The organism is Cellvibrio sp. pealriver (genome assembly GCF_001183545.1).
GTDB lineage: Bacteria > Pseudomonadota > Gammaproteobacteria > Pseudomonadales > Cellvibrionaceae > Cellvibrio.
On sequence record NZ_KQ236688.1, the window covers coordinates 751921 to 765258 of the forward strand.

Genomic DNA, 13338 nt, shown 5'->3' on the forward strand with positions numbered 1-13338 from the left:
TGGTTATTTAAACATTGAAATGCCCGAATGCTTGAATTACCCCCGTGCATTCCTTAGTCTGGGTGCCTTTTCGAATTAAGGGCTCCCAGCCTCTGTTACGGGATTACACTTCATGTCTGCTGTCAAAGAAATCGTTTTAACCTTTAGCTGTCAGGATTCAAAAGGCTTGGTGGCCGCCGTTGCCACTTTATTCGCCACCCTCGGGTTTAACATCAAAGAGTCTTCGCAATTTGAAGATGTACACAGTAACCGCTTTTTTATGCGTACCGTGTTTGAGTGCCCGGCTGGTTACAATTTGGGGCAGATTCGCTCGCTGTTTAAACCTCTGGGTGAGCAGTTCCAGATGGATTGGAATATTTTTGATAGTGCCAGCAAACCGCGTGTACTGATTGCGGTTTCGCAATGGGGGCATTGTTTGAATGCGTTGCTGAACAGTTGGAAAAATGGTTCGCTGCCGATTGATATTGTGGGTGTGGTTTCCAACCACAATGTCATGCGCGATTTAACCGAATGGTATCAATTGCCATTTCATTATTTGCCCATCACGGCAGATACCAAGCCGCAACAGGAAGGCCAGTTGTGGCAATTAATGCAGGATTTGCAGGCCGATTTTTTGGTGCTCGCGCGTTATATGCAAATCCTGTCCGACGATTTGTGCCATAAACTCAATGGCCGTGCGATTAATATCCATCACTCATTTTTGCCGGGTTTCAAAGGCGCAAAACCCTATCATCAGGCGTTTGATCGCGGTGTGAAACTCATTGGTGCCACCGCACATTTTGTGACGGCTGATTTGGACGAAGGTCCGATTATTGAGCAATCCGTTGAGCGCGTTTCCCACGTGAATTCACCGGATGAAATGGCGGAAATCGGGCGCGATATTGAAGCGGTGGTGCTGAATAGGGCAGTACGCTGGCACGCGGAGCACCGCGTGTTGTTGAACGGTACCAAGACGGTAGTGTTTTCAAGGTAACAAATAGACAGCTATGCTTGAGCTGTTGGCCAACGGGCACAGCGCGTACAACGTAGATAATCGGGGGATGTATGCTGCTAGAAGATTTACATCAGCAAAAAGCGACAATTAATGCGTTGGCTCAGCAGTTTGGTGCGCGCAGAATCCGCGTTTTTGGGTCTGTAGCGCGTGGGGAGGAAGGGCCGCGAAGCGATGTAGATTTTTTAGTCGATTTTCCCAAGGGGTACGATCTTTTCAAGCAGCGGTTACCTTTAGCAGATCGTTTATCCAACCTTTTGGGGCGTAAGGTTGATTTAATTCCAGAGCACGAATTGAATTGCCACATCCGTGCGTCGGTATTAAGCGAAGCGGTAGATTTATGAGTAAACCTTGGCAACCTTATGCGCTTCATATTTTGGATTCTATCGCCAAAATACGTCGCATTCAGGCGCGCGGCGATATTCGGCAAGATGATATTTTATATGATGCTGCGGTGCGAAATTTACAGACCTTATCTGAAGCGACACAGCAATTACCCATCGAGCTAAAGCAACAATTTCCTGAGATTCCTTGGCGGGAAATTAGTGGATTCCGCAATATTCTTGTGCATAACTACTTGGGGGATATTGACCCCCAAACTGTGGCAGCAGTGATAGAGCAATATTTGGAAGTGTTGAAAAATGCTATCCAGAACATGCTCGCGCAATAAAGAGTTTTATTCATTCGCTTGTCGCTTTTTTGGCTGCTCCTGCGAGCGCCAATAAACCCAGAGCAACTAATCCGAATGACACACTCAAACTGCTCAGTTCTGCGATAAACCCGATCACTGCCGGCCCTGCCAATAACCCCGCATAGCCCATACTTACCACAGCTGCGATGGCCAAACCCATGGGCATGGAGGTTTGGTTGCCTGCGGCAGTAAATAGCACTGGTACAATGTTGGATGCGCCCACGCCAATCAGGGTAAAGCCGATGAACGCGGCGGCGTTGAAAGGGACGAATATGACGAGTAAAAATCCGCTCGCGGCACAGATCCCACCCCAAAAAACGACGCGTGTGCCGCCAAGGTGGTTGACGATTTTGTCGCCGGTGAAACGGCCGATAGTCATGGCGATGGAAAAACACGCGAAGCCCAAACCCGCATAAACCGGATCTACACCGCGCAGGGTGTTGAGGAATACTGCACTCCAATCCAGAACAGCACCTTCGGCGAGAAAGGCGACGAAACATAGCGCGCCGATGAGTAACACCTTGCCGCGTGGCAATACAAAGAACGGGTCGCGTTCGCTGTTGTTTGATTGGTTCACCTTCGGAAGTAAATCCTTGCTGCAATAAGCCAGCATCAGCAAAAGCACGAATGTCAGGCAGAGCAGCGCGTGAAAGGGCGATAAGCCCAACCACATGAGCGCGCTCATCACCACCGCGCCAAATATCCCGCCCAAGCTATAAAAACCATGGAAGCCCGACATCATCGCGCGGCCGCTGGCTTTTTCTACCACTACCGCCTGCATATTCATGGCGACGTCGGTAGCACCGAGCATCATGCCGAAAATCAGCAGGTTGACGGCCATTCCCGACACGCCAGGAGAAATAGACAGGCACACCAAGCTGACGCACATCAGTAGCAAGCTGCTGGTGATCACACGGCGGCAGCCATAGCGATTAACCAGCATGCCAGTTACCGGCATTGCCAGAAGCGAGCCGACACCAAAACACAAAATCAACAAGCCGAGTGTTGATTCACCAATCGCCAGACGCGCTTTGACAAAAGGAATCAGCGGTGCCCAAGCGGACATGGCGAGGCCGGTGATCAAAAAAGCGAAGCGGGTGGAAAGTTGCTGGGCAGCTTGGGTATGTGGCGTGGCTAGAGGTACATCGTTGGCAAGCATAGGAGTCTCAAACAATAGCAATTGCAAAAATGATGGTTTTCAAAAAGATGTGATAAAGATTGGTTTTACGGTGGAGACCTAAGAGTGGCAGGCACTATAACACTCGGATATTTAGCTTGGAGTGAGGATTTGTAAAGTCTGGTTTTGTGCTATGATAGCGCTGTCATTTTTGTGAGGCTGTCGATATAAAGGCAGTGCACCTAGGCGTAGAATTCAACATTCCACACATTCTCCAGGATTGAGTAATCTTATGTTCCATACCAATAAGTCTGTGACATTACCTGCTGTTACAACGGCAGTAACAAGGGAAAAAATGCTGCTACCGGTAGTGCGCCGGATGGTGGCCCGGCTCGATCAGTTGTTTACCGAATTCGTTGGCCCGGTGGCTCCCGAGTTGGTAGGCGAGGTGTTTGATCACTGGCTGGTGTCAGGTAAAACCGGACCCAGCGGCCTGTTGCGTTACATTGAAGGTCTTGCCCAGCTGCTGGATAACCCTGCCGATAAAGCGCGGTTTACCTCGCAAGCGCGAGTCATTCTCGCGCGCTTGTAGTTTCCGTTCTTTCTTATTGATAGAGCTTTATTGCTCATGCTTTCTTCTTATCCTTACCTTTAACTTTTGCATCATTCAGGACGTTTTATGCTAAGAACGGCTTCGATCTCCACCAAATTTTTCCTTCTTGTATTGTTAATGCTGATATTGAATGGCGTTGCTTATCTGTTGGTATTGCAGAATATTTATCATGCCGAGCTGCGCTCCCAAGCGACGACCGTTGTGGCAAATGTGGAGGCATTTGGTAGCTGGGTTGCCAAGCATGGGCGAGTGTGGGTGAAGGGCGATTCAGAGGCGAGTTTTCTGAGCAAGGTAGAATTACTGGATCCGTCGCAGGCCAATGCGGCGAGTACTTTCTACTCCAAAAACCCGGCCTTGGCACAGCGCGAATTTTCGGAAGTGGTAGCGCTGTCAAGTTCGCCTGCCAAGTTTCGCATGACATCGCACAATGTCATGAATCCGGTTAATAAACCCGATGCATTTGAAAAGGATGCGTTGGCGCAGATCGGCGCTACCAATCAGACCGAGTTTGCCCGTCTGCAGGATGGTGAGTATCGCTATGCCAAGGCTGTTTTCCATACGGAAGGTTGCATTGCATGTCACGGTGACCCTGCCAAAGCACCTGCCGATGTGATTAGCCGCTATGGCGACCAGAATGGTTTTTGGTTTAAAGAGGGGGATGTGGCCGGCATTATTAGCGTGACTATTCCCGCCGAATCATTGCTGACCAAGTTCAGCAATTTTGTGGGGCCTGTGGAGTTGTTACTGGTGATGTGTTCGCTGTTACTGGCGCTGTGGTTTATCCGTTCCGCACTGATTAGTCCTATTAAAAAATTGACCGGTATGGCGCATGAAGTGTCTATGGGGGGAACTGCGAGTATCCCGGTGCAGGAGATTGCGCAAGACACACGCAATGAAATGGATCGCCTGACGGTTGCGGTAGCGCGCATGCGGAACAGTACGTATCTTGCGATTAAAAAAATGCGTGAAGCTCAGGATAAACAAGGCTAAATCGTTCTTTAGGTTTAAATCAAAACGCATATTAGCTCTTGATTGATGTAGCCATGAATCAAGAGCTGATATGCTGCGGGTCTTTATCCATTGGGTTATGTCCACTGGACTATCCAAATCACCAAGGCTATCCAAACCAACAAGACCGTCCAATTATCATGGCCAGATTATTATTCAGACTTGCACAAGTTCCCGATGACGAAGCGGCGGATATCCGTGCGCTGCTGGATGAACACCAGATCCGCTATTACGAAACCGATGCTGGTTTTTTTCGTGTGGGGCTGGATGCGATCTGGTTGGCGGATGGAGCGCAAGAAGAGCGTGCGCGGGAATTAATTCGGGAATATCAAGCTGAGCGCGCGGTGCGTCAGCAACAAAATTATGCGCAACTGGTGGAGGCGGGGCAGGTGCCTAGTATGTGGCAGCATTTTTGTGCCCAGCCGATCCGTTTTATTGCATCGGCTGTTGCCATTATTTTTGTGGCAGGTTTGACGTTGGTTCCGTTTGTGATGTTGCTAAAAATCGAATAAGGCGCGATTAAGCCTCAACAATCGCGCCTTTATTGATACCTTCATAGGCTTTGACTCGAATGTTGGAATCCGGATGTTGTTGGCGGGTTTTGTGTGCAATGTGATGCGCAATAAATTCCACAGTGGTGTCGGTATCCATCAAATAACAGCAGCGCTGTGGCAAGGTGATCTCAAACTGCCCTTGCTGCGCCTCATAAGCAAAATGATAATAACTGACACCGTCGTGAACCGGTGAGCTCACCAAATCTTCACGTGTTCCCAAATAAATATCCTTCCATGCGTCAGCCCATTGCTGTTCCAGTGCGGGCGATTTTTGGCCGTTGGCCCAAATATCAATGCGCGATCTGTGCCCATGGGCGATACGCTGGCAGTTACCTAAATGTTTTTTCAATCCGTGGCTGTAGTGGTAGTAAGCGCCTTCAATGGCCTCCAGCGTAAAGTCCAATTCCATGCGCACTACAGTGGTAGGGAATTGCTGTTTGAGTTGGGTGATACACCAGGCAGCGACCGATTCTTGCGTGAGCACTTCAGCATCCACCAGGGCGATGGCATCGCGCGGTGAGCGTGTTTCCAAAAACTCGCCCGCCTCCCCAAATTGCCAGCGAATGTTGAGGAACTCACCTTCATCGTCAATGCGTATGTGAGGGGAGCGCACAGGCACGGCAAGGCGGTGATCCAATTCGGTATCCAGCCAGTGGCGCATGACTTTTTTAACGGTGCCAAAGTCGCACACCATGCCTTGTTCATCCAGCTCACCCAGAAGGCGCACATTCGCCAGCCAGGTTTCACCCAGTAAGCCGCGCTGCGGGTCGAGGAAACTGAAATCGACATTGGTGAGGTTATCGACAAACAACAACATAAAAACGCCATCTTGATGAAATTGGAGGGTGCGCATCATACCACTTAGCGCAAACGCTTTGTTTGCAGGGAATTTTAACCGGAGTTTTTCGCGAATATTGATTCTCTGGACTATTCTCAGGACTGTTCCCTGAACTAACCTCAATTCACTGATTTCCTTCAAAGTTTGCTCCTTTTGACGATGGGCAACCAGCCGGGTTGTGGGTAAATATCATTTTGTGTCTGCGCGTGCTGTTGGAGGTTCTTTTGGGTGTGGGGCAAGTGAAGGCGATAGGCCAAAGCCTGCTGCGCTGGGGGTTGCTATTAATCCTCGGCGGCGATTGCTTGGCTGCTTCTGCCCAGGCATCGGAAGCCGGGTTGCGAGTCGCATTCGTTTATAACTTCATCAAGTTCATTGAATGGCCGGCTTTGCCGGATAGTGAGCTGTCCCTGTGTGTTCTGGGAGCCGAGGACGAAACCCGCAGCGCACTGGCACCTATCGATAACAAAGTCCAACAAAAACGCAGTATCCAAGTGATCTATATCGATCACGTCAATGAAACCAACGAGCCGAACCTGACGCAGACTTTCAGTCACTGCGAGTTGCTGTATGTAACGGAAGCGGGCGCTGCCATGCCGCTCCCCCAATCGTTGCAACCTGGCATGTTATTGGTGATGGATGAGGCTAGCCCAACCGATGAGCGTGTCGGTATCGCCTTGATGCGCACCAGCGACAACCGTATTGAATTCCAAATCAACGAGCCTGCGATCAATCACGCCGGAGTCAAAATCAGTAGCCAATTGCTCAGACTGGCCAAAAAACGTCAGGGGGGGCGTGGTTAGATGTTTACTCATTGGAATATGGTGCGAAAGATCAGCTTGCTGGTGATGGCACTGACCAGTCTCACGGTGCTGGGAACGGTATTTGCCAGCGCGTGGCAGCAATACAACTACATGCGTATGCAGGCCAATAGCCAATTGCAGACACTGGCCGATGTCACCGCCCTCAACCTCGCCGCACCCAGTATGTTTATCGATGCCGAATCTGCGCGCCAGACGCTCGCTGCACTGCGCGTAGAGTCCAAGGTGCTGGGTGCCCGTTTGCGCCTGAAAGACGGCACGCTGCTGGCGGAATATGCTGCGCCCGGTAAATCCCTGGTACTGGACGACCATCTGCCAGCCAAGGTGTACTGGGAAGGAGAATATTTGGGTGAGCTGGAGCTGGATATCAGCCTGCAGCCCATACGCGTGCAATTTTATGACGTGCTCGCTTGGGTTGGTGTGATTGCGCTGGCCGCACTGGTGATTTGCGTATCCCTCACCTTGATTCTGGTGTCGTCGCTGTTGCGCCCTCTGGGCAAACTCAGCGAGGTCGCGGAGAAGGTAGGGCTTGAAGGGCGTTATCAGGAGCGCGCGCCCGAATTAAAAGTGCGCGATGAAGTGGGTCTGCTGACACGTCGCTTCAACGCCATGCTCGACCGTATTGAAGCGCAGGATTCAGAGTTGCGCCTCAATCAGGAACTGCTTGAACAACGGGTATTGACCCGCACGGTGGAGCTACAAACGGCGCGCGAACAAGCCGAAGCCGCCAGCAAAGCCAAGAGTGAATTCCTAGCGGTAATGAGCCATGAAATCCGCACCCCGCTTAACGGCATCATGGGAATGACCGGGCTGCTGATGGACACCGAGCTGGATGCCAAGCAAAAACGCTTTGCCCGCGTTGCCCGCCGTTCCAGCGAAGACCTGCTGTTGATCATTAACGATATTCTGGACTTTTCCAAAATCGAAGCTGGCCGTCTGGAGTTGGAGTATCGCCCCTTCCAGCTCAACTTGCTGGTGGAGGATATTGCCGAGCGCTACGCCCCGATTGCACAGGGCAAATCCCTCGAACTGCTCTGCAAAACACCACTGCCGCCTTTGTCTGCAGTGGGCGATTCTGCCCGTTTGGGGCAGGTCATTACCAACCTCCTGAGCAACGCGATTAAATTCACCGAGCAGGGTGAAGTCATCATCGAGGTGGATTTATTAGAGAGCAGGGACAAACAAGTGCTGTTGGAGTTTTCAGTGCGCGATACCGGTATCGGTATAACGCCCGAGCAGCAGGCGCGCTTGTTCCAATCCTTCACCCAGGCCGATTCTTCCATGGCGCGCAAATATGGCGGCACCGGATTGGGGTTGGCGATTTCGCAGCGCTTGATCGAAATGATGGGTGGAAAGATCCAGGTAGACAGCCAACCGGGCACCGGCAGCCGTTTTCATTTCCGTCTGCGTTTGCAGCAGGTGAATGACCCGCGCGATTACCAATTGGTTGAAGGTTTTGGCCAGTTGCATACCTTGGTGGTGGACGATAACCCGACCAACCTTGAAATTCTGGATTACTGGTTAAGGTCATGGGGCATGTCGCCAGTGTTGGCATCCTCGGCGCAACAGGCGCTGGCGCTGCTGCAGCAGGGGGTAGAAGAGGGCAAACCCTTCGGGTTGATGCTGACCGATTGGTGCATGCCGGAAATGGATGGCGGCCAGTTGCTGAAAGCGATCGCTGCCGATACCCGCCTTGCAGCCCTGCAAGTGATTATCTTGAGTTCGGCCGGCATGGCGGCGCGGCCGGAGATAGCCGCACGTATGCCGCTGTTGCTTAAACCGGTTCGCCAGTCTGAGTTACATAACCTGATTGCCCAAGTGATTGCGGGCGAGGTGAACAATCATTTTGTGATTGATCATCCCATCGCCAGCGATGCAACCCAATCCCGCCTGTCCGGACGGGTACTTCTGGCCGAAGACAATCCCGTCAATCAGGAAGTGGCGAGTGCCATGCTCCAGCGTATCGGGGTGACCATGAGCATCGCCAATAACGGGCAGGAAGCGGTGGAGTTACTGCAGCAGGAGCATTTTGATCTGGTACTGATGGACTGCCAAATGCCAGTGATGGATGGTTTTGAAGCCACTGCCCAGATCCGTCGGCGCGAGGTTGATCTGGGAATAAACCCTCTGCCGATTATCGCGCTGACCGCCAACGCAATCAGTGGCGACCGCGAAAACTGCCTCGCACGGGGCATGAGCGATTATCTGAGCAAACCTTTTGCCCAATCGCAGTTACATGATGTTCTGGCGCGCTGGCTGCCGGATCGCGCCGAGGCCATAGCGGCATCTACCGTACCGCTTGTTGCACCTGTTTCCACCGCAGTGAACGCATTCGCCAGTGCGGTCGCCGAAAGTGCAGTCGCCGAGAGCACGGCCGCCAAAAGTACAACCAAAAGCACAGCCGCTGAAGGCGTTGAAATTGACCAGCAGGTCATTCGCCAATTACGCGAATTACGCGAAGGGCTCCTGATCCGCATTATCGGTCTGTTCCGCAGCAGTAGCCCCGCATTACTGGAACAACTCTCGGTAGCCGTTGCTACGCAGGATGCAGACCTGCTGTACAAAACGGCGCACAACTTTAAAAACAGCGCCGCCAATCTTGGCTTGGTGGATTTAGCTGGAGCCTGCCGCGACTGCGAAGCGGCTGCGCGTCAGGGCAATCTGGAAAACGCGGTACAACAACTGGAAAGTATCCGGCACCTTTACGGTTTATCGCTGCAAAGCCTGGCCGAGTTGGAGCGGGAGGAGCAAGGCAAGTGAAAGAACAAACGACAGCGCCAGCATTGGTGTTAATCGTCGATGACGATGAAGCCGCGCGCCTGACCACCAGCATCACGCTTGAGCGGGCAGGGTATCGGGTGATGGAAGCCGCTGACTGCGCCAGCGCCCGTGCCCGTTTTGCAGAAATCCGCCCCGATATTATTTTGCTGGATGTGCTCTTGCCCGACGGCGATGGCTTTTCATTGTGCCGCGAACTCTTATCCCAACCTCGCGGCCGCGATTTGCCTATTGCGATGGTGACCGGGCTGGACGATATCAGTTCTATCCACCATGCCTTTGAATCGGGCGCGATGGATTTCATCACCAAGCCGGTTAGCTGGGGCACTTTGCCGTTCCGTATCCAATTTATCCTGCGCGCCAATAAGGCGATCAAAGAAGCCAGTATTGGCGAAGGGAAAACCCGCGCATTACTTGCCGGTATCCCCGACATTATTTTGCGTATCGACCGCGATGGCCATGTGATCGACATGCAGGTCGGTACCTATGTGAATGAAATGGAAGAGTGGGTGGTGTATGACCCGGTGACTGGCGAAGGCCATTTGCCCGGGCAGGTGTACGGTATTTTGGCACCGCAGATCCGCCGCGTGTTTGCCGGTAAGGGCGAGCAGCTGGTTGAGTTCGATTGGTCGCAAGCGGCGCGTAAACCCAGAACCTGGGAGGCGCGGGTCATTCTGCGTGAGCAGGACGAAGCGGTGATGGTGATCCGCGATATTACCCAGCGCAAACAGCAAGAATCTGAACTGCGGTTATGGGCAAAAGTATTTGAAGGCAGTAATGAGGCGATCCTGATTACCGATACCAACCTGAATATCGTCCTTGTGAACAAAACCTATGAGCGGATTATGGGTTACACCGAGGAAGAAGTATTGGGGGTGGACACAGCGAAAGTGGGTGCCCAGCTGCATTCACACAGTTTTTTCCGCAATCTGGTGCATATCCTGAAAGAAAAGGGTCACTGGCAAGGCGAGCTGATAAACCAACGCAAAAATGGCGAAAAATTCCCGACCTGGTACTCCATTAGCCAGGTGCTGAACAGCGACGGCAAACCAGAAAATTACATCGCTATTTTCAGCGATATTTCTGAACGGAAAAAATCCCGCGAGCGCATTGATTTTCTTGCCCATCACGACAGCCTGACGGAGCTGCCCAATCGCGCGCTGTTGAATGACCGTTTGGAAATGGCGATCAATACCGCCAAGCGGCGCGGCGAAAGGGTCGGGATTTTGTTTATCGATCTCGACCGGTTTAAAAATATCAATGATTCACTGGGCCATACCGCAGGCGACAATATTTTGTGCCAGACAGCCGCGCGTTTAAGCGAAGCGGTGCGCACCGACGATACTGTCGCGCGCTTGGGCGGTGATGAATTTGTCGTGCTTTTGCCGCGTGTGCGCGATGAACGCAGCTTGGTGGAAGTGGCGATAAAAGTTCGCGAGGAACTGTTAAAGCCCTACAACTTGGAAGACATGCCTTTGCACCTGAGCCCGAGTATCGGGATTGCGGTTTATCCGGAAGATGGTGAAGACCCTAATACGCTGATTAAAAATGCCGATGCGGCCATGTATCTCGCCAAAGAAAAAGGCCGCAACAATTACCAGTTTTACACCCCGGTGCTCAATGCACGCACGCTTGACCGCTTGAAGCTGGAGCATGACCTGCGACAGGCATTGGCGCTGGGGCAGTTTGAGCTGCACTATCAACCTCAGATACAACTATCAGGCGATCAACCTCAGATACAGCTCTCGGGCGATCAGCCGCAAATACCCTTGTCGAGCGATCAATTCGCTAACCTGCATTTATACGGCGCAGAAGCCTTGATCCGTTGGCGGCATCCGGAGCGCGGTTTGGTGCCGCCCAATCACTTTATTCCGCTGGCAGAAGAAATCGGCCTGATCATTCCGCTCGGTGCCTGGGTGATTGCAGAGGCAGCGCGGCAGGTCACTCATTGGAAAAATTCGGGTGTTGCTGATTTGGTGGTGAGCGTGAATATCTCGGCGCTGCAATTCCATCAAGCCGGTTTTCTATCGGAAGTACAAAGCTTGTTAGCGGCGGCTGGGGCAGCGCCCAGCTCATTGGAGTTGGAACTGACTGAATCCATGTTGATGAGCGATATGGAAGTGTCCATCCAGGTGCTCCAGGCATTTCGCGATCTGGGGTATCGCATTGCGATCGATGACTTCGGCACTGGCTTCTCCTGTTTGAATTACTTGCGCCGTTTGCCGGCGAATATCCTCAAGATCGACCAGTCTTTTGTGCGCGATATGCGCAGCGACAGCGCCTCGCTTGCGATTGTCAGTTCCATCATCCGCCTTGCCGATTCACTGGGCATGAAGACAATCGCCGAGGGCGTGGAGACAGCTGAGGAATTGGCATTGCTGGAGCAACAAGGCTGCCGCTTGATGCAGGGCTATCACTTCTCCAAACCCTTGCCTGCCGCCCAGTTTGAAGACTGGGTCGCCAAATGGAATGGTGTTTGACATGACCCGGCGGGTTCGGTCGCGCGCATTGAGCCTGTGCCTGCTATCCGGCATCGCGGGCGTTGCTGTGGCCGATGACTATTTGTCGATGGAGTTGGAGCAGTTGCTACAAGTCAATATCACCGGCGCGACCTTGCGCGATGAATCGCTCAAAACCGTGCCTTCCGTTGTAACGGTATTTACCCGCGAGCAGCTCGATACCCTGGGGCTGGATTATTTGTTTGAGTTGATGCGCTTGGTGCCGGGCTTTCAGGTCAGCCGTGTTGCGGACAATCCAATAAATTACACCTTCAGTGCAGCGGGGCGGCGCACTGGTAGTCGCGCACGCGAAGTGGCATTGGTAGTAGATGGCCGGTTGTTTGTTGACCCTCGCTCCAGCGGTGCCGACAGTGCTTTCGCATTATTTCCGCTGGCCAATATCGAACGAGTAGAAATCATTCAGGGGCCAGGTTCAGCCATTTACGGTTCAGGTGCATTTACCGGCGTGATCAACATTGTGAGCCGCCGCAGCGGTAACGCAGTCAGTGTGATGGCGGGCAGCGACCAACGGCGTAAAGCGGATCTGCATGTGAACCATGCGCAGGGCGATTGGCAGTTCAATCTGTTTGCCCATGCTTACGAAGATAAGGGGCAGGAATATCGCTTGGCCAGTGGCCTCGATACCCGTGACCTCTATACCCGTGACCCACGGCAGGAATTGGGGGTGGATGTAGGGCTTGCCTATCGCCAAACCCGCGCCCAAATTACCTGGTTCCGCCTGAGAGCCGACGATTTTTATGTGCTCGAAAAAGTGTTTAACGATTTCAATTATTTCCAGCCCCAGTATCGCCATTTCATGCTGGAACAGGGCTTTAACCCGCGCGCCAACTGGCAGACCAAGTTAAGTTATCACTACCAAAGTGATGATCAGGATTTGCATGCGCTGCTGTCACCTGCGGGTGCTTTCTGGCCGGTTTTTACAATCGCTATGAGGCACCGATCATCTCGGGGTTGGACGAGATAGGCGCGCGCTCTTACATCAACAGTAATGATCAGCAGAGTAGGGGGGCCTCTTTGGATATCAAGCAACAGCTGGGCGAAAACTGGTTAATGCGCTTGAGCCTCACCCGTTTTTCCGACCTGCCCGATTCCGCCTTTGCAGAGGCAGATCGGCTAGCAGCATATATACTTAACTACCATAAGGGCGCATGGAATTTGAACGTATCGTTTAATTATCAAGGGGAGCGGGAGTACCTTCGAACAGCCAATGAGCGCGAACAGATGGGTTCCTATTGGTTGGCCAATAGCCAGTTGAGTTATGAAATGACCAAAGACACACGGATCAAACTCACAATCAAAAACCTTATGGATGAGGCATACGCAAGTCCACCGCAGGGTGCGGGAATTATTGGGGGGATTCCCAATCGCGGCCGGGAGTGGGGAATGGGCATTGACTGGCGTTGGTGAGCAA

Annotated in this window: 13 protein-coding genes; 11 read left to right on the forward strand and 2 right to left on the reverse strand. The window is 52.4% G+C overall.

All coding sequences use genetic code 11. From position 1 onward, the window contains the following. Positions 1 to 112 precede the first annotated feature (112 nt). The 3 genes from purU to VC28_RS03110 all read left to right on the forward strand — a co-directional run bounded on the left by purU (position 113) and on the right by VC28_RS03110 (position 1661). Positions 113 to 973, forward strand: coding sequence for a formyltetrahydrofolate deformylase (gene purU, locus VC28_RS03100; protein WP_049629359.1), 861 nt, complete (start codon positions 113 to 115; stop codon positions 971 to 973). Between the two features lie 71 nt (positions 974 to 1044). Next, the gene (locus tag VC28_RS03105; protein ID WP_049629360.1) at positions 1045 to 1335 is read left to right on the forward strand and encodes a nucleotidyltransferase family protein; all 291 of its coding nucleotides are present in this window, start codon (positions 1045 to 1047) and stop codon (positions 1333 to 1335) included. After that, the gene (locus VC28_RS03110) at positions 1332 to 1661 is read left to right on the forward strand and encodes a HepT-like ribonuclease domain-containing protein (protein WP_049629361.1); all 330 of its coding nucleotides are present in this window, start codon (positions 1332 to 1334) and stop codon (positions 1659 to 1661) included. The genes VC28_RS03105 and VC28_RS03110 overlap by 4 nt, the downstream gene beginning before the upstream one ends. A 10-nt stretch (positions 1662 to 1671) precedes the next feature. Here VC28_RS03110 and VC28_RS03115 read toward each other — a convergent pair whose 3' ends face one another. Continuing rightward, positions 1672 to 2841 (reverse strand): MFS transporter, encoded by a 1170-nt coding sequence (locus VC28_RS03115; RefSeq protein ID WP_049629362.1) that lies wholly within the window; start codon positions 2839 to 2841, stop codon positions 1672 to 1674. Positions 2842 to 3091: 250 nt separating this feature from the next. Here VC28_RS03115 and VC28_RS03120 point away from each other — a divergent pair, with 250 nt between their 5' ends. From VC28_RS03120 to VC28_RS03130, 3 genes are all read left to right on the forward strand, one after another. Then, positions 3092 to 3391 carry a hypothetical protein gene (locus VC28_RS03120; protein WP_049629363.1) on the forward strand — a complete coding sequence of 100 codons (300 nt, stop codon included), beginning with the start codon at positions 3092 to 3094 and terminating at the stop codon, positions 3389 to 3391. Positions 3392 to 3478: 87 nt separating this feature from the next. Then, entirely contained in the window at positions 3479 to 4402 is a 924-nt protein-coding gene (locus tag VC28_RS03125; protein ID WP_049629364.1) for a Tll0287-like domain-containing protein, read from the forward strand. A gap of 158 nt (positions 4403 to 4560) precedes the next feature. Continuing rightward, positions 4561 to 4932 carry a DUF6164 family protein gene (locus VC28_RS03130; protein WP_049632127.1) on the forward strand — a complete coding sequence of 124 codons (372 nt, stop codon included), beginning with the start codon at positions 4561 to 4563 and terminating at the stop codon, positions 4930 to 4932. Positions 4933 to 4939: 7 nt separating this feature from the next. Here VC28_RS03130 and VC28_RS03135 read toward each other — a convergent pair whose 3' ends face one another. After that, positions 4940 to 5791, reverse strand: coding sequence for a 6-carboxytetrahydropterin synthase (locus tag VC28_RS03135; protein ID WP_049632128.1), 852 nt, complete (start codon positions 5789 to 5791; stop codon positions 4940 to 4942). Positions 5792 to 6042: 251 nt separating this feature from the next. On the opposite strand from VC28_RS03135, the gene VC28_RS03140 reads away from it, so the two are divergent. From VC28_RS03140 to VC28_RS03160, 5 genes are read left to right on the forward strand one after another with little or no spacing between them, the layout of a single operon-like run. Next, the gene (locus tag VC28_RS03140) at positions 6043 to 6612 is read left to right on the forward strand and encodes a YfiR family protein (RefSeq protein ID WP_197085476.1); all 570 of its coding nucleotides are present in this window, start codon (positions 6043 to 6045) and stop codon (positions 6610 to 6612) included. Then, complete coding sequence (locus VC28_RS03145) at positions 6613 to 9390, forward strand: hybrid sensor histidine kinase/response regulator (protein WP_049629366.1); 2778 nt, start codon at positions 6613 to 6615, stop codon at positions 9388 to 9390. Beyond that, a complete protein-coding gene (locus tag VC28_RS03150) occupies positions 9387 to 11888 on the forward strand; it encodes an EAL domain-containing protein (protein ID WP_049629367.1) in 2502 nt (833 codons plus the stop codon). The genes VC28_RS03145 and VC28_RS03150 overlap by 4 nt, the downstream gene beginning before the upstream one ends. Position 11889: 1 nt before the next feature. Beyond that, complete coding sequence (locus VC28_RS03155; protein WP_049629368.1) at positions 11890 to 12891, forward strand: TonB-dependent receptor plug domain-containing protein; 1002 nt, start codon at positions 11890 to 11892, stop codon at positions 12889 to 12891. Further along, complete coding sequence (locus tag VC28_RS03160) at positions 12879 to 13334, forward strand: TonB-dependent receptor domain-containing protein (RefSeq protein WP_231591628.1); 456 nt, start codon at positions 12879 to 12881, stop codon at positions 13332 to 13334. The genes VC28_RS03155 and VC28_RS03160 overlap by 13 nt, the downstream gene beginning before the upstream one ends. Positions 13335 to 13338 lie beyond the last annotated feature (4 nt).

What these genes read in the sequence shown, in the direction of transcription:
- purU (WP_049629359.1), top strand. Translation starts at nt 113, where the DNA reads ATGTCTGCTGTCAAAGAAATCGTTTTAACCTTTAGCTGTCAGGATTCA.
- VC28_RS03105 (WP_049629360.1), top strand. Translation starts at nt 1,045, where the DNA reads ATGCTGCTAGAAGATTTACATCAGCAAAAAGCGACAATTAATGCGTTG.
- VC28_RS03110 (WP_049629361.1), top strand. Translation starts at nt 1,332, where the DNA reads ATGAGTAAACCTTGGCAACCTTATGCGCTTCATATTTTGGATTCTATC.
- VC28_RS03115 (WP_049629362.1), bottom strand. Translation starts at nt 2,841, where the DNA reads ATGCTTGCCAACGATGTACCTCTAGCCACGCCACATACCCAAGCTGCC.
- VC28_RS03120 (WP_049629363.1), top strand. Translation starts at nt 3,092, where the DNA reads ATGTTCCATACCAATAAGTCTGTGACATTACCTGCTGTTACAACGGCA.
- VC28_RS03125 (WP_049629364.1), top strand. Translation starts at nt 3,479, where the DNA reads ATGCTAAGAACGGCTTCGATCTCCACCAAATTTTTCCTTCTTGTATTG.
- VC28_RS03130 (WP_049632127.1), top strand. Translation starts at nt 4,561, where the DNA reads ATGGCCAGATTATTATTCAGACTTGCACAAGTTCCCGATGACGAAGCG.
- VC28_RS03135 (WP_049632128.1), bottom strand. Translation starts at nt 5,791, where the DNA reads ATGTTGTTGTTTGTCGATAACCTCACCAATGTCGATTTCAGTTTCCTC.
- VC28_RS03145 (WP_049629366.1), top strand. Translation starts at nt 6,613, where the DNA reads ATGTTTACTCATTGGAATATGGTGCGAAAGATCAGCTTGCTGGTGATG.
- VC28_RS03155 (WP_049629368.1), top strand. Translation starts at nt 11,890, where the DNA reads ATGACCCGGCGGGTTCGGTCGCGCGCATTGAGCCTGTGCCTGCTATCC.